This window comes from Leifsonia shinshuensis (genome assembly GCF_014217625.1).
Taxonomy (GTDB): domain Bacteria; phylum Actinomycetota; class Actinomycetes; order Actinomycetales; family Microbacteriaceae; genus Leifsonia; species Leifsonia shinshuensis_A.
On sequence record NZ_CP043641.1, the window covers coordinates 3,520,738 to 3,540,554 of the forward strand.

Annotated in this window: 19 protein-coding genes; 10 read left to right on the forward strand and 9 right to left on the reverse strand. The window is 72.4% G+C overall.

The window, feature by feature from the left end; all coding sequences use genetic code 11:
• Positions 1-43: 43 nt before the first annotated feature.
• The 4 genes from F1C12_RS17110 to F1C12_RS17125 all read left to right on the forward strand — a co-directional run bounded on the left by F1C12_RS17110 (position 44) and on the right by F1C12_RS17125 (position 3,021).
• On the forward strand, positions 44-1,021 hold the full coding sequence (locus F1C12_RS17110; RefSeq protein WP_185276084.1) for a zinc-binding dehydrogenase: 978 nt from the start codon (positions 44-46) through the stop codon (positions 1,019-1,021).
• A gap of 185 nt (positions 1,022-1,206) precedes the next feature.
• Positions 1,207-1,677, forward strand: coding sequence for a hypothetical protein (locus F1C12_RS17115; RefSeq protein ID WP_185276085.1), 471 nt, complete (start codon positions 1,207-1,209; stop codon positions 1,675-1,677).
• Positions 1,678-1,769: 92 nt separating this feature from the next.
• Positions 1,770-2,246 carry a hypothetical protein gene (locus F1C12_RS17120; RefSeq protein ID WP_185276086.1) on the forward strand — a complete coding sequence of 159 codons (477 nt, stop codon included), beginning with the start codon at positions 1,770-1,772 and terminating at the stop codon, positions 2,244-2,246.
• Positions 2,247-2,352: 106 nt separating this feature from the next.
• Positions 2,353-3,021 (forward strand): phosphatase PAP2 family protein, encoded by a 669-nt coding sequence (locus tag F1C12_RS17125; RefSeq protein ID WP_185276087.1) that lies wholly within the window; start codon positions 2,353-2,355, stop codon positions 3,019-3,021.
• Positions 3,022-3,027: 6 nt separating this feature from the next.
• On the opposite strand, the gene F1C12_RS17130 is transcribed toward F1C12_RS17125, so the two are convergent.
• The gene (locus tag F1C12_RS17130) at positions 3,028-3,903 is read right to left on the reverse strand and encodes a PhzF family phenazine biosynthesis protein (protein ID WP_185276088.1); all 876 of its coding nucleotides are present in this window, start codon (positions 3,901-3,903) and stop codon (positions 3,028-3,030) included.
• Between the two features lie 132 nt (positions 3,904-4,035).
• Here F1C12_RS17130 and F1C12_RS17135 point away from each other — a divergent pair, with 132 nt between their 5' ends.
• The 3 genes from F1C12_RS17135 (at position 4,036) to F1C12_RS17145 (ending at position 8,227) form a co-directional block, all read left to right on the forward strand.
• Complete coding sequence (locus tag F1C12_RS17135; RefSeq protein WP_185276089.1) at positions 4,036-5,253, forward strand: SfnB family sulfur acquisition oxidoreductase; 1,218 nt, start codon at positions 4,036-4,038, stop codon at positions 5,251-5,253.
• Positions 5,254-5,258: 5 nt separating this feature from the next.
• Positions 5,259-6,641 (forward strand): LLM class flavin-dependent oxidoreductase, encoded by a 1,383-nt coding sequence (locus F1C12_RS17140; RefSeq protein WP_185276090.1) that lies wholly within the window; start codon positions 5,259-5,261, stop codon positions 6,639-6,641.
• 113 nt (positions 6,642-6,754) lie between these two features.
• The gene (locus F1C12_RS17145; RefSeq protein WP_185276091.1) at positions 6,755-8,227 is read left to right on the forward strand and encodes an APC family permease; all 1,473 of its coding nucleotides are present in this window, start codon (positions 6,755-6,757) and stop codon (positions 8,225-8,227) included.
• 29 nt (positions 8,228-8,256) lie between these two features.
• Here F1C12_RS17145 and F1C12_RS17150 read toward each other — a convergent pair whose 3' ends face one another.
• Genes F1C12_RS17150 through speB form a run of 6 tightly spaced genes read right to left on the reverse strand, consistent with a single transcriptional unit; the run spans position 8,257 to position 15,054 of the window.
• Complete coding sequence (locus F1C12_RS17150) at positions 8,257-8,907, reverse strand: cyclase family protein (RefSeq protein WP_185276092.1); 651 nt, start codon at positions 8,905-8,907, stop codon at positions 8,257-8,259.
• The gene (locus F1C12_RS17155; RefSeq protein WP_185276093.1) at positions 8,908-9,297 is read right to left on the reverse strand and encodes a nuclear transport factor 2 family protein; all 390 of its coding nucleotides are present in this window, start codon (positions 9,295-9,297) and stop codon (positions 8,908-8,910) included.
• Positions 9,294-10,892, reverse strand: coding sequence for a purine-cytosine permease family protein (locus F1C12_RS17160; protein ID WP_185276094.1), 1,599 nt, complete (start codon positions 10,890-10,892; stop codon positions 9,294-9,296). The genes F1C12_RS17155 and F1C12_RS17160 overlap by 4 nt, the downstream gene beginning before the upstream one ends.
• A 28-nt stretch (positions 10,893-10,920) precedes the next feature.
• Positions 10,921-12,426 (reverse strand): sodium:solute symporter, encoded by a 1,506-nt coding sequence (locus F1C12_RS17165; protein WP_185276095.1) that lies wholly within the window; start codon positions 12,424-12,426, stop codon positions 10,921-10,923.
• 31 nt (positions 12,427-12,457) lie between these two features.
• Positions 12,458-14,089 carry a thiamine pyrophosphate-binding protein gene (locus tag F1C12_RS17170; protein WP_185276096.1) on the reverse strand — a complete coding sequence of 544 codons (1,632 nt, stop codon included), beginning with the start codon at positions 14,087-14,089 and terminating at the stop codon, positions 12,458-12,460.
• Positions 14,086-15,054 (reverse strand): agmatinase, encoded by a 969-nt coding sequence (speB, locus tag F1C12_RS17175; RefSeq protein WP_185276097.1) that lies wholly within the window; start codon positions 15,052-15,054, stop codon positions 14,086-14,088. Before speB ends, F1C12_RS17170 begins: the two co-directional genes overlap by 4 nt.
• A gap of 135 nt (positions 15,055-15,189) precedes the next feature.
• On the opposite strand from speB, the gene F1C12_RS17180 reads away from it, so the two are divergent.
• From F1C12_RS17180 to F1C12_RS17190, 3 genes are read left to right on the forward strand one after another with little or no spacing between them, the layout of a single operon-like run.
• A complete protein-coding gene (locus tag F1C12_RS17180) occupies positions 15,190-15,768 on the forward strand; it encodes a helix-turn-helix domain-containing protein (protein WP_185276098.1) in 579 nt (192 codons plus the stop codon).
• A complete protein-coding gene (locus F1C12_RS17185) occupies positions 15,765-16,388 on the forward strand; it encodes a hypothetical protein (RefSeq protein ID WP_219732632.1) in 624 nt (207 codons plus the stop codon). The genes F1C12_RS17180 and F1C12_RS17185 overlap by 4 nt, the downstream gene beginning before the upstream one ends.
• Positions 16,389-16,415: 27 nt before the next feature.
• Entirely contained in the window at positions 16,416-17,624 is a 1,209-nt protein-coding gene (locus tag F1C12_RS17190) for an alpha/beta fold hydrolase (RefSeq protein WP_185276099.1), read from the forward strand.
• Positions 17,625-17,642: 18 nt separating this feature from the next.
• On the opposite strand, the gene F1C12_RS17195 is transcribed toward F1C12_RS17190, so the two are convergent.
• Together F1C12_RS17195 and F1C12_RS17200 are read right to left on the reverse strand one after the other, a co-directional pair.
• The gene (locus tag F1C12_RS17195; RefSeq protein WP_185276100.1) at positions 17,643-18,938 is read right to left on the reverse strand and encodes a glycosyltransferase 87 family protein; all 1,296 of its coding nucleotides are present in this window, start codon (positions 18,936-18,938) and stop codon (positions 17,643-17,645) included.
• A gap of 143 nt (positions 18,939-19,081) precedes the next feature.
• Positions 19,082-19,750, reverse strand: a complete 669-nt coding sequence (locus F1C12_RS17200) for a Type 1 glutamine amidotransferase-like domain-containing protein (protein WP_185276101.1) — start codon at positions 19,748-19,750, stop codon at positions 19,082-19,084.
• Between the last annotated feature and the right edge of the window lie 67 nt (positions 19,751-19,817).

Here is a 19,817-nt window from a genome sequence, read left to right on the forward strand (position 1 = left end):
CACTCCTGGCGGGCCGCCCATCGGGCGACCTAGCATGGACCCCATGCGCGCGATCGTCCAGGACGAGTTCGGCGACCCGGCACGGGTCCTGAAGGTGGAGGAGCGGCCGCTCCCCGAACCGGGGGCGGGGCAGGTGCGCGTCCGCACCGTCCTCTCGCCCATCCACAACCACGACCTGTGGACCATCCGCGGCACGTACGGCTTCAAGCCGGCGCTGCCGGCGGGTGCTGGCACCGAGGCTGTGGGCGTCGTGGACGCGGTCGGCGACGGGGTCACGGCGCTCAGCGTCGGGCAGCGCGTGGTCACGGGCGGGACCTTCGGGGTCTGGGCCGAGGCGTTCGTCGCGCCGGCCGGGGCGCTCATCCCGGTGCCGGACGGGCTCTCCGACGAGGTGGCCGCCCAGCTGGTCGCGATGCCGTTCAGCGCTCTGAGCCTGCTCGACTCGCTCGACGTGAAACCGGGGGAGGTCATCCTCCAGAACGCGGCGAACGGCGCGGTCGGGCGGCTGCTCGCCCAGTTCGCGGCGACCCGCGACGAGAAGGTCATCGGGATCGTCCGGCGCCAGCACGACGCCGACGCGCTCGCAGCACAGGGCATCCCGAACCTGGTCGCGACCGCCGGCGACGACTGGCGCGAGCGCGTGCGCGACCTCGCGGACGGCGCGCCCATCGCGGTCGCGGTCGACTCGGTCGGCGGCGACGCGAGCGGCGACCTCACGGGTCTCCTGTCCGACGGCGGCACGCTGGTGTCGTTCGGCTCGACCGGCGGCGAGCCCATGCGGATTCCGTCCGGCGATGTCATCTTCCGGCAGATCGCGGTCACGGGCTTCTGGGGCAGCAAGGTGAGCGCCTCGATGGAGCCGGGGAAGCGCGCCGAGCTGTTCGGCGAACTCATCCGCGCCGCGGCGACGGGTGCGATCACGCTGCCGGTGGAGGCCGTGTTCGGGTTCGACCAGGTCCGGGAGGCGGTGGAGGTCGCCACCCGCTCCGGCCGCTCCGGCAAGGTGCTGCTGCGCCCCTAGCCCGCCTGCGCCGCGCTCGGAGCGCGCCGACACGCCGCTCCCGTGTCGCCCGGATTGGGGGACAGATTCGTGTCCTCCAAACGACCCACAGAACGTTCTTTCTGGCTATGCTCGCCCTGACGCACCGAAGCGTCGCAGTTCCACCGCCTTTTGCCCCGACCCGAACCAAGCGGAAGGACGTCATTGTGAACCCCTCGAACGGCACCACCGTCGATCCCGAGAAGGCCGCCGAGCGCGCGCACGTGCTCCTCGAGCACGAGATCACCGCCCGCCTCGACGCCGTCCGCGAGCTCGCCAAGCGGCTCAACGACCTCGACAGCGCCATCGCCGACTACGTCTCCGCCTGGCAGGTCGCTCAGCGCGCCGGCTGGACGGACGGCACCCTCTCCGACATCGGCCTGCGCGCACCGGAGTCGCTGCCGGCCCCGAGCGGTCGCCGCTCCGCCGACACCGAGACCGCCTCCGCGCCCGTCGCCCCGGCGACCCCCTCGTCCCCGGCACTCGCCCCCGTCGTCGCCCTGACTCCGCCGCCCGCTCCTGCGCCGGCGCCCGTCGTCTCCGCCCCGGCCTTCGGCCCGGCGCCGACGCTCGGCTCGGTGTCGTCGTTCCCGTCGACCTCGAGCTCCCCGACCGTCGTCACGACGCCCACGCACTGACCTAGCAATCGCCCGCGGACGCCGCGCGCCCGCCGCCTCGCAAGCAGCACCACCCCACCCGAGACAGTCACGTCTACCCGAAGGACACGTCTGTGAACCACCACACCTCCTACGACCGCGCCCACGACGACGCGCAGCGGCTCGCCCGCCGCCACGAGCGCGACCTGCACTGGGCCAAGGAACGCCGCCGCCAGCAGGAGCGCGAGATCGTCGCGGCCTCCGCGCTGCTCGCCTCGAGCCGCTGGTCGCTCGCGCGCCGGACCGTCCTGGTCTCCGTCGCACTCCTGGCGGCGATCGCGGCCGCGACGGGCTTCGCGGCGTCGGCGCACCTCCCGGCCGGCTGGCTGCTGCTCGCCGACGCGGTGGCGGTCGCGCTCGCGGTGACCGTGGTGATCGGCGCGACCGTCTCGCTGGTCGGCGTCCGCTCCCGCCGGGCGGCGGCCCGCGAGCTGGTGGCGTCGCACGAGGCGCGGCTGTCGCACACGCAGTACCACATCCACGAGAGCGTCCACACGTTCATCGACGCGCACGTGGAGGTCGTGAACACGCGCCCAGCGCGCGTGGCCTGACGCGCTCCGCCTGAGAGACGCGCAACGTTTCCGGGTGCTCTCTTAGAGGTTGCTGAGCCGAAAAGTGCTTGACTGAGGAGTCCGCCCGACAAAGGAGACCCCTCTCGTGAAGCCCGCCCAGCTCCGCATCCCCCGACACTGGATCGTCTGGACCGTGGTCCTGTTCGTCCTGACCTTCGCGCTCGGCTTCGCCGCCAAGTGGATCGTCGCGCTGCGCTTCGACTCGCTCGACGCCGCGGTCAACAAGGTGAACTCGCCGCTGCTCGACAAGGTCGCGCTGCTGCTGGACCAGCTCGACAGGCCGACGATCGTCGCGGTCATCCTCGTGATCACCTTCGTGATCCTGCTGTTCGTGAAGGGCTGGCGGCTCGCCCTCGGCGCCGTCGTGGTGACCGGGCTCGGCTGGCTCACCACTCTGGCCGTGAAGGCCGTCGTCGCCCAGCCACGCCCCACGACCGCAGGGCTGACCCACCTCCTGCACGTGAACCCCGCGACGCTCAGCTACCCGAGCGGCCACGTGGTGTTCGCCACCGCCCTGGTGACGGCGCTGGCGATGGTGTGCCGCGGAACGCTCGCCCGCACGATCGTCATCGTGGTGGGCGCCGTCTTCGTCGCCGTCGTCATGTGGTCGCGGCTCTACGTCGGGGTCCACTACGGGACGGACGTGGTCGGCGGCGTGCTCAACGGCGTCGCGGGCGTGCTGCTGTTCGCCGGGCTGTGGAACCTCGTCGCCGCGCGGGTGTTCCCCGCCGGCGGCCGCCGCGTCGCCGCGTAACGCGCCTCAGAGGTGGAGGGCGCCGGACGCGGAGAGGACCCCCGAGCCGGTCAGCGCGACCCGTTCTCCGTCGACCGTGACGGTCAGAAGGCTCGGCCGGCCCAGGGCCCGCCCCTGGCGGATCCGCACCGGATCCCCCGCCGGAGCCGACCCGTCGCGGACGAGCAGGGCCGCCAGCGGTCCCGCCGCCGTGCCGGTAGCCGGGTCCTCGGCGATCCCGACCGTCGGGTTGAAGAACCGGGCGTCGGCGTCCTCGCCGTCGCTCCCGACCGCGTACAGATAGCAGCCCTCGCCGCCCGCCTCCGCCAGAAGCGCCTTCAGCGCGGCCGCGTCCGGGGCGGCCGCGTCGACCGCCGCCGAGCCGGACGCCCGCACGAGAAGGTGGGCGGCGCCGGTGGAGCCGACCTCCGGACGAGGGCTCGGGGCGAGCCCCTCCGGGTCGAGGCCGAGGGCGCGCGCCAGGCGTTCGCAGCCGACGTCCGCCGGCGAGAAGACCGGGGCGGACTGCTCCATCGTCACCACGGGCCTGCCGTCGGCGAGACGCGAGACCGTCACCGGCAGGAGGTCCCCGCCGAGCTGCTGCACGAACCGGTCGCGCGCCGGATCGAGCCGTCCGGAGCCGGCCAGCCAGATCCAGGCGCCCATCGCGTTGTGGCCGGCGCCGCCGACCTCCACGCCCGCCGGGGTGAACGACCGGAGACGCACGTCGGCCCCGGCGGCGGTCGGGCGGCACAAGAATGTCGTCTCGGACTGATTGAACTCGCGCGCGATCGCGCGCAGTTGCGCCTCGGTAAGCGCGTCCGCGTCGGGAACCAGCGCGAGCGGGTTGCCGGTGAGCGGCTCGTCGGCGAACACGTCGACCCAGAGGAACGGCAGGTCCATGCGCTCATCCTGTCGCAGCCGGGCGCCAGGCGGGGCAGGTTACGGCGCATTTCGGGCGTGCGTCCGGCGCTCCCCGCCGGGCGATAGCGTTCTGCGCAACGCAACCCGTCCCGAGACCTCCCGAGGTGCACCATGCCCAGCGACACCGTCGTCAGCCCCGCCAGCGCCGTCGCGCCCGCTCGCGTCATCGCGACCGACGCGGAGGCGCGCGCCGCCGCCCGCGCGTTCGCAGAGACCGTGCGCCCGCACGCCGCGCAGATCGACGCCGACCGGCGCATCCCGATTGAGATCGTCGACGCGTTCAGCGCGACCGGGCTGTGGGCGATCACCATTCCCCGCGAGTACGGCGGTGCGGAGGTGTCGCACGCGACCCTCGCCGACGTCATCGCCACGGTGTCCGCCGTCGAGCCGTCGCTCGGGCAGATCCCGCAGAACCACTTCTGTTTGGTGGAGGACATCCGCCTCTCCGGCACGCCGCAGCAGAAGGAGTTCTTCTTCGGGCTCGTGCTCTCTGGCGCGCGCTTCGCCAACGCATTCTCGGAGGCCGGCGGCAAGAACGTGGCGGAGATCCAGACCCGGCTCGTGCACGACGGCGACGAGGTCGTCGTGACCGGCAGCAAGTTCTACTCGACCGGTTCGGCCTACGCGCACTGGATCCCGGTCCTCGCCGTGGACGAGGACGGGCTCGAGCAACTCGTCTTCACCGAGCGCGACTCCGACGGCCTGACCGTCGTGGACGACTGGTCGGCGTTCGGCCAGCGCGCGACCTCCAGCGGCTCGGTCGTGCTGGAGGGGCTGCGGGTCCCGGCCGACCGGGTGTTCCCGATGCACACCGAGTACGAGAACCCGACGATCGCCGGGCCGTTCGCCCAGCTCACCACCGCCGCGATCGACCTCGGCATCGCCCGCGGCGCGATCCGCGAGACGCACGACGCCGTCCGCGTCGCGCGGCCCTGGATCGACAGCGGTGTCGACTCCGCGGCCAAGGACCCGCTGACCCTGGAGCGGCTCGGCCGCCTCGACATCGACCTCGCCGCTGCGGAGGCGCTCACCGAGAAGGCCGGCGAGGCCATCGACACGGCCAAGCCCGCGGCCGACGAGGCCAACGTGGCCGCGGCCTCCATCGCCGTCGCGCGCGCCAAGGTCCTGACCACCGAGCTGTCGCTGGAGGCCTCCACCCGACTGCTCGAGCTGGGCGGAACCCGCGCGACCCTCGGCGCCAAGGCGCTCGACCGGTACTGGCGCAATGCCCGCGTCCACACGCTGCACGACCCGGTGCGCTGGAAGCCGGTCATCATCGGTGACTACGCGCTCAACGGCACGCTGCCCGCGCGGCACTCCTGGATCTGACCGCCATGCCGCAGCAGATCCGGCTCAACGCGTTCACGATGAACACGGTCGGGCACCTCTCGCCCGGGCTCTGGCGGCATCCCAGGGACGAGTCCCGCCGCTACCTCGACCTCGATTACTGGATCGAGCTGGCGCAGACGCTCGAGCGCGGGCTGATCGACGCCGTGTTCCTGGCCGATGTGCTCGGTGTGTACGACGTCTACGGCGGCAGCAGGGATGCGGCGCTCCGCGGCGGCGTCCAGGTGCCGGTCAACGACCCGCTGCAGCTGATCCCAGCGATGGCGGCGGCGACGGAGCACCTCGGGTTCGGCGTGACCGCGAGCGTCTCGTTCGAGCATCCCTATCCGTTCGCCCGGCGCATGTCGACGCTCGACCACCTGACGAACGGGCGCATCGGCTGGAACATCGTCACCTCCTACCTGAACAGCGGAGCGCTGAACCTCGGTGTGAGCGGCCAGGAGGCGCACGACCGCCGGTACGAGATCGCCGAGGAGTACTTGGAGGTCGTCTACAAGCTGTGGCAGGCGAGCTGGGACGACGACGCGGTGATCGCGGACGCCGAGTCCGGCGTCTACGCCGACCCCGGGCGCGTGCGGCCGATCCGTCACGAAGGCGAGTTCTTCCGGGTGCCCGGCATCCACCTCAGTGAGCCGAGCCCGCAGCGCACGCCGTTCCTGTTCCAGGCCGGAGCCTCCGCGCGCGGGCTCGCGTTCGCGGCGAAGCACGCCGAGAACGTCTTCGTCGCCGCGCCCAGCAAGACGGTCCTGGCGCGCCAGGTCACGGGACTCCGGGAGGCCGTGTCCGCGGCCGGCCGCGACGCCGCCTCGGTCGCCGTGATCAACCAGCAGACCGTGATCGTCGCCGAGACCGACGCCGAGGCGCGGCGGAGGCTGGACGAGTACCTGGAGGTGGCCTCCCGGGTCGGCGCGCTGACCCTGATGTCCGGGTGGACCGGCATCGACTTCAGCGCGCTGGACGAGGATGCCGTGCTGCGCGACCAGGACTCCAACGCCATCCAGTCGGTGGTGAAGGCGTTCAGCGCGGCCGACCCCGATCGCGAGTGGACCGTGCGCGAGATCGCCGAGTACGCCCGTATCGGCGGCGACGGCCCGGTCATCGCCGGCTCGGCGGAGACCGTCGCGGACGCGCTCGAGGAGTGGGTCGACGAGACCGGTGTGGACGGCTTCAACCTGGCCGCGGCCGCGGTGCCCGAGACCTTCGAGGGCGTGGTGGACCTGCTGGTCCCCGAGCTGCAGCGCCGCGGACGCTACCAGACCGCGTACCGTCCCGGCACGCTGCGAGAGAAGCTCGGCGGCGCCTCGGCGCGGCCGTCGGAGCCGCATCCGGCTGCGCTGGTCTCGCTCGACGACGTCGTGCCGGCGCTCTGACGCCGCCCGCGGCAACATTCGGTAACCCGCCGCGACACGGCCACCGCCGTCTCGCTACTGTCTGCTGACACCCGTCCCCGCCCCGCACCTTTCTTCCACCCGAAAGAACCCTGATGGCCATCGAAGACCAGACCAGCGTCGCCCCCGCAACCACCACCGGCACCGCCGCCACCGCCCCGGCCCGTTCGCGGCTCCGCGGCAACCTCGGCGTCGCCTCGATCGTGTTCATGGTCGTCGCCGCGGCCTCCCCGCTCGGTGTCATCGGCGGCCCGGTGCCGCTCGGCATCGCGATCGGCAACGGCACCGGCTTCCCGTTCACGTTCGTGATCGCCACGGTCGTGCTGCTGCTCTTCGCCGTCGGCTTCACGACCATGACGCCGTACGTGAAGTCGGCGGGAGCGTTCTACTCTTACGTCGACCGCAGCCTCGGGCGCGCGGCGGGACTCGGCACCGGCTTCGCCGCCCTGCTGTCGTACATCACGCTGGAGGCCGCGGTCTTCGGCCTGATCGGACCCGGGGTGGGTTCGCTGCTCGGCTCCTACGGCGTGCCGAGCATCCCGTGGTGGATCTACGCCGCCGTCGCGTTCGGCGTGGTCGTCTTCCTCGGCTACCGGAACATCGAGCTCTCCGGCCGCGTACTCGCGGTCCTCCTCGTCGCCGAGGTGCTGATCGTCCTCGTGCTGGACGCGGTGATTGTCTTCGGCGGCAGCACCCCGGAGGGCCTCTCGACCGGCATCGTGACGCCGTCGGCGATCCTCTCCGGGGCGCCCGGCATCGGCATCCTGTTCGCCATCCTGAGCTTCATCGGCTTCGAGGCGACCGCGGTGTTCCGCGACGAGGCGCGCGACCCGGACCGGACCATCCCGCGCGCCACCTACCTGTCGCTCGTGCTCATCGGCGTCTTCTACGCGCTGTCCAGCTGGGCGCTGATCAGCGCGGTCGGCGACTCGAAGGCCGTCACGACCGCCACGGCGCACGGCGGCACGCTGCTGGCGGACGTCACCCAGCGGTACCTCGGGACGGTCGGCGAGCACATCATCCAGGTGCTCTTCGTGACCAGCCTGTTCGCCTGCATCCTGTCGTTCCACAACATCGTGTCGCGGTACGTGTTCACGCTCTCGGGCCGCGCCGCCCTCCCGCAGCGCCTCGGTCACGCCCACGCCCGGCTCGGCTCGCCGCACCGCGCGTCGGTCGCGACCGGCGTCGTCGTCGGCGTGCTGCTCCTGGCCGGCGTGGTCACCGGGCTCGACCCGATCAACCAGTTCTACACGTGGCTCGCCGGCTTCTCCTCGGTCGGCATCGTGCTGCTGCTCGGCATCACGAGCGTCGCCGTACTGGTCTTCTTCGGCCGCAACCGCGGCACGGGTGTCTCGCTCTGGCGCCGCGCCGTCGCGCCGGCGCTGGGGCTGGCGGGATTGCTGCTCTTCCTGGTGCTCATTCTCCAGAATCTGCCGACCCTCGTCGGCGGGAGCGTCCCGCTCGCGGTTGGGATCGTGGTGCTGCTGCTCGCCGCGTTCGCCCTCGGGCCGGTGGTGGCTCGGGTGCGGGCGCACGCGGGGGTGGCACCGGAGGACGCCGAGGGCTGAGGGACGGCTCCCGCTCGGGTCGGCCCCGCCTAGTCCTCCACGACGACGGCCCGCAGCGGCGCCCCATCGCCGCCCGCGATCGGCAGCGGCAGCCCGATGAACCGCGGCGCGCTCGCCGTGATCCGGTCGAGGCCGGTCAGGTTCTCGACGATCAGCCCGCCCGCGCCGAGGAACACGTCGTGGAACGGCAGGCCAGGGGCCGGGTCGTCGCGCGGCGTCTCGTCCGGATTGAGCGCGTCGACGCCGACCACGGTCACGCCCGCGTCGAGCAGCGCGGAGGCGATGCCGGCGTCCAGGAACGGGTGGTCGAGGTAGTCCGGGTCGTCGAAGTGCGCCGACCAGCCGGTGCGGAAGAGCACGATGGTCCCCGGCGCGAGCTCCGACAGGTCGTCGCGCACGTCCTCCATGTGGATCCGCGTCCGCGGCGGGAGGCCGCTCACGTCGATCACGCGCGCCGGCCCGATCAGCCGGCCGAGGTCGACCGCGTCGATCGTCGCGCCGCCCTCGACGGTGTGCGAGGGCGCGTCCACGTGCGTGCCGGTGTGGCTGCCGAGATGGAGGCTCAGCACGCTCACGCCGGCCTCCGCGATCGTCACGGCCGGTTCCACGCTCACCGCCGGGTCGCCGGGGAACACCGTCATCCCGCCGCGGACGGGATGGCTCAGGTCGATCACCCGCATCTAGGACTCCTCCCGGGGCGACAGGTGCTCGTGCACACACGTCCAGGCGCCGTCGCGGCGCTGCATGACGATGGTCTCGCGTTCCCGCACGGTCGTGGAGCCGTCGTCGTCGGCGAGTTCGGTCTCGACGTCGTGCGTGAAGATCGCGACGTCCTCGCCGGCGAACTGCACGCGCCGCGTGGTCGAACGGCAGCCGAGCACCCGGAAGCCGTCGCGCTCCCAGGCGTCCCAGGCTTCCTCGTACTCGGCGCGCGACTCCAGCCTGACCGGATGCGTGTGCAGCACGAAGGTGGCGTCGTCGGCGAAGCCCGAGAAGTAGGCGTCGCGGCGGTGGTGGGCGAAGTCGTCGACGATGCGGTCGACCGCGGCCAGGACGTCCTGCTCGCTCATGCTCCCGCCTCCGGCGCCTCGATCGTGCGTGCCTCCAGCGGTTGCGCCTTTGCTCGGCGCGCGTGCGCACGCGCCGCCGCCGAGCGCTCGTCCAGGTGGATCGGCGGCACGACCGCGTCGGCGGAGCGCACACCGCGGGGGCCGTCCGGCCCGAACACGTAGCGCGGCTCCGGGAAAATCGCGAGCAGGATGCCGTAGAGGACTCCCGCCACGACCACGCTCGACAGCAGGCTGAGGTCGATGCCGCCCGCCAGACCGCTGAACGGCCCGACGATGATCGGCGGGTAGTCGGCGAACAGCAGACCGACGACGGCGGCGACGATCCACGCGGTCATCCCGCGCCAGTTCACGCCGGCCGCGAACCAGTACCGGCCGCCCGTCTCGCCGCGGTTGAACACCTGGAGGTCGGACGGATCGTAGAACCCGCGCCGCACGATGTAGCCGATCGTCATGATGACCATCCACGGGGTGGTGGTGACGACGATCGCGCCGACGAAGGCGTTCACGGTCCCGAGCAGGTCGAACACGAGCCGGCCGACCAGGATGAACAGGAACGCGATGGTCCCGATGAAGATCGTCGCCTGCACGCGGCTGAACCGCGGGACGACCGACGAGAAGTCCAGGCCGGTGCCGTAGAGGGAGGTCGTGCCCGTCGACAGTCCGCCGATGAACGCGACCACGAGCAGCAGCAGCGCGTACCAGAGCGGGGAGACGTGGATGAGCGAGACCACGTAGTCCGACTTGCCGAACACCAGGGTCGCCGTTGCGACGCCGAACAGCAGCGGGATGAGGCCGAGGCCCTGGCCGAGGATGGTCGCGCCGATCAGCTTGCGCGGCTTGGTCGCGCGCGGGATGTACCGCGACCAGTCGCCGAGGAACGCGCCGAACGAGATCGGGTTGGCCATGACGATGAGCGCGGCGGCGATGAAGGTCGGCCAGAACGCGCCGCCGATCGCCAGCGCCTTCGGGCCCGGGTCGTAGCCCGCGTCGAAGACGCCCGAGTACGCGACGATGGCGAGCAGGATCAGTGCGGTGTTCGCGAACACGGCGACCTTGTTGACCAGAAGCATGAACTGGTAGCCGTAGATCACGACGACGATCACGATCAGGCCGATGATCGCGTAGATCCCGAGCCGCAGCCCGATCGAGTCCGGCACGCCCGCCAGCCGGGTCAGCGCGCCGACGATCGCGTCGCCGGACACCCACACCGAGATCGAGTAGAACGCGATCGCGGTCAGCAGCGACAGGAACGAGCCGACGATCCGGCCGCGCACGCCGAACAGGGCGCCGGAGGAGACCGCGTTGTTGGTCCCGGTCTTGGGTCCGAACAGCGCCATCGGCGCGAGGAACGCGATGCCGACGGCGACGCCGAGCACGGTCGCGGCGACGGCCTGCCAGAACGACAGCCCGAGCGCGATCGGGAAGGTGCCGAGCAGGATCGTCGCGAAGGTGTTCACCCCGCCGAACTGGATGCGGGCCAGGTCGAGCCAGTTCGAGGTGCGGTCGGCGTCCGGGATGGTGTCGATCCCGTGGGCCTCCACCTCGGTGATCTTGGGGCGGGGGTTCAGTGCAGCGGTGACGTCGTCGTCGGACATGCGGGTTCCCTTCGGGGGCGGGTGGGGGTTATCGGAGAGGGGAGGGTGACGCTTCGCCGGCCGGCTCGTCCTCGGGCGCGTCGGAGGCCGTCGCGGGCTCCGGCTCACCCTTCTGCCGGGCGTCCCACACTGCCATGACGGCGGCCGGGGTGCGCGGGCTGAGCAGGCTGGCGACGATGTAGGCGACCAGGCTGGCGCCGAGGCCGACGTAGATCGGCTCGTTGGCGAGCACGTCGCCGACGATGGCCATGGTGCCGAGGGTCGCGATCGTCCCGGCGCCCATCGCCCAGAGCGCGCCCGTGCCGGTGGCGCGGCGCCAGACGAAGCCGCCGAGGATGGGGACGAGCAGGCCGCCGACCAGGATGTCGTACGCGACGGTGAGGGCGCTCACCACGTCGTTGAGCAGCGCGGCGATGACGACGACGATGAGGCCGAGCGCGGCGACCCACCAGCGGTTGGCGCGCACGTCGTGCTCGGGGTTGCCCTCGGGCGCGACTGGGCGGCGCCCGGTGAGGCGGCGCAGCAGCGGCATGACGTCCGCTCGGGCGACGGTCGCCGCGGCGAGCAGGGCGCCGGATGCGGTGGACATCATCGCAGCCACGGCCGCCGCCAGGACGAGACCCGCGACGCCGACCGGGAGGATGGCCTCCGCCACGGCCGCGTACACGTCGTTCTTGTTGCTGAGCTCCGGCAGGAAGGCTGCGGCCGCGGTGCCGATCAGCGCGCCGGCGACGCCGTACAGAAGGCAGTAGACCGCGGCGGCCGTCCCGCCCCACTTGGCGACGCGCGGGGTGCGGGCGGTGAAGACGCGCTGCCAGATGTCCTGGCCGATCAGCATCCCGAACGAGTAGACGACGAAGAACGTCACGATGGTTCCGGTGCCGATCGCGCCGAGGTCGAAGTGCGAGGTGCCGAGGCGCTTCACGATGCCCTCGTACCCGCCCGCGTGGGCCCAGGCGAACGGCAGCATCAGGAAGAAGACGCCGATGGTCTTCAGGACGAATTGCACCATGTCGGTGATCGTGATCGACCACATCCCGCCGATCGCCGAGTACAGCAGCACGATCGCGCCGCCGATGATGACGGAGACGGTCTGGTCGGTGCCGAACAGGACGTTGAAGATCGTGGCGTACGCGATGGTCGAGGTCACCGAGAGCATGAGTGTGTATGCGAGCATCACGATGCCGGAGGCGCTGGTGGCGTCGACGCCGTAGCGCAGGTGCAGCATCTGGGCGACGGTGTACACCTTCAGCTTCTGGATGCGCCCGGCGAACAGCAGGCTGAGCAGCAGGAGGCCGACCGCGATGGCGACGACCAGCCACATCCCGGAGATGCCGAACTTGTAGCCGAGCCCGACGCCGCCGACCGTGGATGCGCCGCCGAGGACGACTGCCGCCATCGTGCCGGTGTACAGCGTCGGCCCGAGGCGGCGGCCGGCGACCAGGAAGTCGGCCGAGTTCTTCACCCGGGTGCGTCCCCAGAAGCCGAAGCCGAGCATGGCAGCGAGGTAGATGACGATGATGGCGATGTCCATGGGCGCTCCTTCGCGTCGAGTGGACTGTGTTTCAGAGGTGGGTGGCGTCGAACATGCGCAGCACGGCGGGCAGCACGAGCACGACGGGGCCGGACCGGGTGAAGCTGTCCGCGACGGCCGCGTCGACGGTGTCCAGGCCGACCCGCTCGGCCGGGATCCCGAACGAGCGGGCGAGCGCGACGAAGTCCGGGCGGGCCAGCTCGGTGGCCGTCGCCTCCCCGAACGCGCCGGTCATGTACTCGCGGAGGATGCCGTAGCCGCCGTCGTCGACGATCAGCCAGGTGACGTCCGCGTCGTGCTGCCGCGCGGCGGCGAGCTCGGCGATCGAGTAGAGCGCGCCGCCGTCGCCGCTGACCGCGAAGGTGCGGCGGCCAGTGCCGGCCGCGGCCGCGAGGGCGGCGGGGAAGGCGAAGCCGAGGCCCCCGGAGCCCTGCGCGGAGTGGAAGCCGCCGGTCTGCGGATCCCACGCCGACCAGGCCCAGTAGCTGGCGATGGTCATGTCCCAGAAGGTGTGCGCGTCGGCAGGGACGGCCTCGCGGAGGCCGGCGAGGAGCGTCTGCTCCGTCGCGCGGTCCTGGGCCGCCAGCCGGGCCTCCACCCGGGCGCGGAGCTCGGCGGCGACCCGCGCGCCTGGTCGTTCGACGATGCCGGCCGGGTCGTGCCCGGCGAGCGCGTCCGCGAGCGCGCCGAGCGCGAGCCCGGCGTCGGCGGGGATGCCGAGGGCCGGGTAGTTCGAGCCGGGCACGCGGGGCTCGGCGTCGATCTGGATCAGCCGGCCGCGCGGGGCGAAGGTGAAGTAGTTGCTGGTGACCTCCCCGATCGCGGTGCCGACGGCCAGGAGCACGTCCGCGTCCTCCAGCAGGTCGGTGGTGTGCCGGTCCTCGATCCAGGAGGCCGCGGACAGCGGGTGGCTGAACGGGAGCGCGCCCTTGCCGCCGACGGTCGAGACGACCGGGGCGTCGAGCGCCTCGGCGAGCCGGCGGAGCGCGTCGGGACCGCCGGGAGAGCGGCGGACGCCGCCGCCGGCGAGGATGACCGGACGACGTGCGGCGGCGAGGAGGGCTGCGGCCTCCGCCACCGACTCCGCACGCGGGCCGCGCGAGACCGGCGCGACCGCGGGAGCCTCGACGACGGGCGGGGTGTCGGCCGGCCCGAGCAGCACGTCCTCCGGGACCTCCACCCAGGTCGGCCCTGCGGGCGCGGTCTGGGCGAGCGCCCAGGCGTCGGCCAGCGCGGCGGGCAGGTGGGCAGCCTCCCTGACCAGCGCCGTCGACTTGGTGACGTTGCGGGCGCTCGCCTGCTGGTCGTCGAGCTGGTGCAGCAGCCCGTTGCGGGTCCCGCCGAGACCGCGGCGCGGGACCTGGCTCGCCACGACCACGATCGGCACGCCGGTCGCGGACGCCTCCTGCAGTGCGCCGAGGGAGGTCAGCGCGCCGGGGCCGGTGGAGAGGAAGAGGACGGCGACGCCGCCGGTCACCCGGGCGAAGCCGTCCGCACCGAAGGCGGAGTTGTTCTCCACGCGCGAGCTGACGAAGGTCAGCGGGCTGCGGCGGAGGGCGTCGAAGAGCCCGAGGGCGTGCTGCCCGGGGATGCCGAATACGTGGGTCGCGCCCAGCGCGGCCAGGGTCTCGACGACGACGTCGCCTCCGGTGCGCGCGGTCACGACGTCGCGCCCCGGTTCTCGTCCTCGTGCCGCAGCGCGAGCAGCGACACCAGGTCGTAGGCGAGGTGGGAGGCCGCGACGCCGGTCAGCTCGGCGTGGTCGTACGCGGGGGCGACCTCCACGACGTCGGCGCCGATCAGGTTGAGGCCCACGAAGCCGCGGATGATCTCCAGCAGCTCGCGGCTGGTGACGCCACCGGCCTCCGGGGTGCCGGTGCCGGGCGCGTGGGCCGGGTCCATGACGTCCACGTCGATCGAGATGTAGAGCGGGCGGTCGCCGATGCGGTCGCGCAGCTTCGCGACCACCTCGTCCACGCCCTGCCGGTAGACGTCGGCGCTGGTGACGATGCCGAAGCCGAAGCGGTGGTCGTCGTCCAGGTCCTTCTTGCCGTAGAGCGGGCCGCGGGTGCCGACGTGGCTGAGCGCCGCGGTGTCGAGGATGCCCTCCTCGAACGCCCGCCGGAACGGTGTGCCGTGGGTGAACTCCGCGCCGAAGTAGGTGTCCCAGGTGTCCAGGTGCGCGTCGAAGTGCAGGAGGGCGACCGGCCCGTGGCGCTCGGCCGCCGCGCGGAGCAGCGGCAGCGAGATGGTGTGGTCGCCGCCGAGGGTGACCAGCCGGGTACCGTCGGCGGTGAGGTCGTAGGCCGCCGACTGGACGGTCTCGATGGCCTCCGCGATGTCGAACGGGTTCACTGCGATGTCGCCGGCGTCGGCGACCTGCGTGAGCTCGAACGGGGAGACGTCGAGCGCCGGGTTGTAGGGGCGCAGCAGGCGGGAGGCCTCCCGGATGTGGTTGGGTCCGAAGCGCGCGCCCGGGCGGTAGGAGACGCCGGTGTCGAACGGGACGCCCGCCACGACGATGTCGGCATGGTCCACCTGGTCGAGGCGCGGGAGGCGGGCGAAGCCGTCGCGGCCGGCGTAGCGGGGAGTGCGCGACGAGTCGATGGGGCCGACGTTCTGCGGCAAGGCAACCTCCTTGGTGCGGTGCAGGTTTCCTGTGACGGAACCTTTGTTGCATGAGAGGCTACAACGCGATCGCCCCGACGTCAACGCGATCGGGTCGTCGCCGGCTCCAGCCCCTCGAACGGTTACCGTTGTCCCATGCGCCCGATGCCCCTCGAACCCGCCGACCGCCGCGTGGCCATCGGCCCGCGGCTGCGCGCGGCACGCCGGGCGCAGCAGCTCACGATCGACGAGGTCGCGCAGATCACCGGCCTGACCAAGGGCTTCCTCTCGCGGGTGGAGCGGGACATGACGTCCCCGAGCGTCTCATCCCTGATCAGCCTCTGCGACGTCCTGTCGATCCCGGTCGGCTCGCTGTTCGAGGAGCCCGACGTGCAGCTCGTCCCCGCGGGCACAGGCGCGAAGGTCAACCTGGGCGGTGTCGACACGGAGGAGCGGCTGCTGTCCCCGCGCTCGGAGTCGCGCGTGCAAGTCATCCGCTCGGTCATCCAGACCGGCGGCCACGGCGGCGAGGAGCTCTACGCGGTGGCGGCGGACGTCGACGTGCTGCACGTCCTCCGCGGCGAGATCGAGGTCCGTTTCTCCGACCGAGAGTGGCGGCTCGGCCCGGGCGACAGCCTGACGTTCAGCGGGCACGAGCCGCACAGCTGGCGCGTGCTCACCGACGACGGCGCCGAGGTGCTTTGGGTGCTGGTGCCGGCGCTCTGGAGCGCGTGACCGCCGTGTCCCCGTACCGGAACCGCGTCACCCCCACCGGCGAGATCGTCGCGATCCCGCTCCGGGGGGCGTGGACGGGCAACCGCGGGAGGCTGCACGAGGGCGAGGAGGTCGTCCGCTACCACGGCGGCAACCTGTGGATCACGTGCGCCCTGGAGTTCCGCGGCCGCCACCACGACCTGTGGCGGCCGGGCCGCTACACGTTCCTGTTCTTCCACGACGAGGCGGTCGCCTTCGCCGCGGGACACCGGCCGTGCGCCGAGTGCCGCTGGGCCGCGTACAAGCAATACCAGGCGGCCTGGGCGTCGGAGGCCGGCACGGCACTGCCGTCCGCGGGGGAGATGAACCGGCGGCTGCACAGCGAGCGGCTGTATCCGCGCACGCATCGGCGGCGGGTGCACGAGGCTGCCTGGTCGTCGCTGCCGGACGGCGCGTTCGCCGTCGTGGAGGGCCGGCCCGCGCTGGTGCTGGGCGACCACCTCAGCGTGTGGGGGAGCGCAGGGTACGGCGAGCGGCTGGTGCGGCCGCGGCGCGGGACCGCGGAAGTGCTGACGCCGCCGTCGACGCTCGCGGTGCTGCGGGCGGGGTACCCGGTGCAGGTGGACGACGGGGCGCGCTAGCCGCGCGAGCCATGCCAGGATGTGCGCATGTCCGCGCAGCCGCGCTCCGCTCGCCGCTCCAGCAGTCGCTCCGCTCGCCTGTCCGCCGTGCTCGCGACAGCGCTGGCGCTGCTCTGCCTCACCTCCCTCGTCGCCTGTACGCAGGCGGAACGGGTGAGCGAAGACCTCGGCGCGCGCGCATACACCGGCCGGTTCTACGCCGACGCCCCCAGCACGCCGCAGAAACCGGGGACGCTCGTCCGCTCCGAGACCGCCGTCGGCGCCCCGCGCGGCTCGACCGCCTGGCGGATCCTGTTCTGGTCCACCGATCTCCACGGCGCCCCGGTGCTCAACAGCGGCATGCTCGTCGTGCCCGACGCCCCGGCGCCGGCCGGCGGCCGCACGGTCGTCTCCTGGGGGCACCCGACCACCGGCACCGCCGAGAAATGCGCGCCGTCGAGGTCCGTCGACCCGTACGTGTGGATGGAGGGCCTCCCCGAGCTGCTCGGCCAGGGCTACGCGGTCGTCGCCACCGACTACACCGGGATGGGCGTGCCCGGCCCCGACTCGTACCTGATCGGCGACACCGCGGGACGCAACCTGCTCGACGCGGTCAGAGCCGCACGGAGCCTCCCACGCACCGATCTGGGTTCGAAGGTCCTGCTCTGGGGCCACTCGCAGGGCGGCCAGGCGGCCCTGTTCGCCGCGCAGCTGTGGAAGGCCTACGCGCCGGAGCTCGATGTGCGCGCCGTCGCGGTCGCCGCGCCGGCCACCGACCTGGCGCCGCTGCTGCGGGCGGACATCGGCGACATCTCCGGAGTCAGCATCGCCTCGTACGCGTTCGCGGCGTACTCCTCGGTCTACGGCGCGCCGGTGGAGTCCATCCTGACGCCGGCCGCGGCCCGGGCCCTGCCCGCGATCAACGGCTTCTGCCTCATCACGCAGAACGACGCCCTCCATGCCGTCGCCCGGCCGCTGGTCGGCACGTTCCTCACGGCCGACCCGGCCACCACGCAGCCGTGGCAGGACCTGCTCGCCGCCAACACCCCCGGGAGCGTCCGGCTGCCCATCCCGCTGCTGGTCGCCCAGGGCCTCTCCGACCAGCTCGTCCGCCCGGACCTGACGAAGGCCTTCGTCGATCGGGAGCTCCGGCTCGGCACCGCGGTCACGTACGACACCGTGCCGGGGGCGACCCACGGGACCATCGTGGGCAAAGCGCTTCCGCGAGTGCTCGCGTTCTTCGCGGCCGTGGGGTGAGCGGTAGGAGAGCGCGCTCTAGGACGCGACGCCCGACCCGTCGGCCTCGACAGCCTCGGCGGCCTCGGCGGCCGCGGCCGGGCGGCTGAGCGCGAACAGCCTCCTGATCGACCAGCCGAGCAGGACGATGAACAGCGCGTTGCGGACGGTCAGGATGGCCGCGACGACGGGATCCCCATCGGTGAGGGGGATGTACAGGATCGGGAAGATCAGGGTGGTCAGCCCCGCGATGACGAGGAGCAGCATCGACGGGATGCGCGCCGCGCGGGGGTCCGTCCGGATGAGCACGGCGACGACAGGGGCGATCCAGAGCACGTACTGGGGCGACCCGACTTTGTTGAACACCACCAGGGTGGTCACCAGCGCGAGGGAGCCGAGAACGACGAGAACCGGCTCGGGACCGCGAGCCCGGACCGCCCGGATCAGCAGGAATGCCACCAGCAGCAGAGCAATCGGCAGCGCGTAGCCGATGACCGCCGCGGCGACGCTGTCTCCTGGCCCGCTCACCTCCTCCGTGCTCAGGGTGTTGTTCTGCCACACGTAGGTGTTGGGCACGTGGAGGTCGGCCAGCCACAGCCAGGGCGTCGTGATCGGCGCCTCGAGCTGGAGTCCCCGCTCGGTCTGCGTGGTGAGGAACCCGGTGAGGAAGCGCGCTCCGCCGAGAGCGGCGATCGTGCCGACGACCAGCGCGGTCACGCCGAGGGCGGCGAGGATCAGCGGGCGGCGTCGGCGGAACCCGATGACCGCCGCCAGCAGCACGGCGGCCGGCCACACCTTGATCCACGCCGCCACGGTGAGGAGCGCCGCGGCGACCGCCGGCCGACGCGCCAGCACGGTGAGCGCGATGATGACGAGGGGTGCGGTGAAGCCCTCCAGGCGCAGGAGCGCGACGGGGCTCATCACCAGCACGAACGCCAGCCACCACCAGGCGGCGCGGTAGCCGGCCGTCGAGCCCTCCCGGATGAGGACGCGGACGGCCGCGCCGTTCAGCACGGTGATGAGCAGGAACCAGATCAACTGGAACAGGGCGGGCCCTGCGACGCTGGCGGCCAGCAGCGGCGCCAGCGCTCCGACCGGGTACACCCACGGCTCCGTGATGCCGGGCCACTGCCCGTACTGGAAGGCGTCCAGGACCCAGGTCCGGTAGAGCGGCAGGTCCCCGAGCGCATCCCCGGTGACGATGGCCGGCCCGAGTGCGACCAGGAACATCACGTGCAGGACGACGAACGCGGACACCAGGTTCCGTCGCTGTCCGAACCAGGACAGCGCGGGTGTCGCGACGTCGTTCTCGACAGCTTCGTACACGGCACTCACGAGGGGCGACCTCCAACCCGCGACCGCAGAGCTTCGCGACGCCGTCAGAGTACCGGTGGAGCGTGTCCCGCGGGCAGTGGCGCGGGTGTACAACAGGCCACGCTTCCGGGAACATCACGCCCGGATCATGCGACGCGGCGCCCCTAGCCGAACTGCTCCCACTGCCCCTCGGAGATCACCCGGACCTCCCCCGCGACGACGGAGATCGCCGTCTGGTCGTCGATCGCGTACGCGCGACCAGGGATGCCCGCCGCCCAGCGGTGCGCGCTCTCGCGCGTGTTGGCCGGCCAGCCCGGGTAGTCCAGGTGCGGGAAGATCGAGAAGCCGACCAGCCCCAGCGTCCCGTCGCCGCCGTCCGGCTCCCAGTCCACGAACTGGCGCCCGATGCGCGGCGTCAGCGCCATGCTTCCGGCGCTCACCCCGACCCACACGGTGTCGGGCAGCGACGGGATAAGGTCGGCCAGGCCGGACTCGCGCAGCCAGTGCGTGAGGTAGACCGCTTCGCCGCCGTCGACCAGCAGCACGTCGGCGTCGCGCACCCACGAGGTCCAGCGCTCGACGGGGATGCCCGGCAGCGCCGTCAGCTCCAGCACCCCGACCGACTTCCAGCCCAGGTCGCAGAGCCCGACGGCGTCGTCCCACTTCCCGGCGATCGACATCCAGACCGACTCGGGCGAGCACTGGGGCTGACCCCACTGCGCGGTCGGGACGAACAGGGCGCGGGACTCGGCGATCGGCTTGCCCAGGAGGTCGACCAGGGCGGCCTCGATGCTCGGGTTGGTGATCCCGCCGGAGGTGAGGAGCAGCTTCATCGTGAGCGCCTTTCGCCGGAGACGACCCGGTCCCGGGGGAGACCGTACCCGGAATCGACGCCGGGCG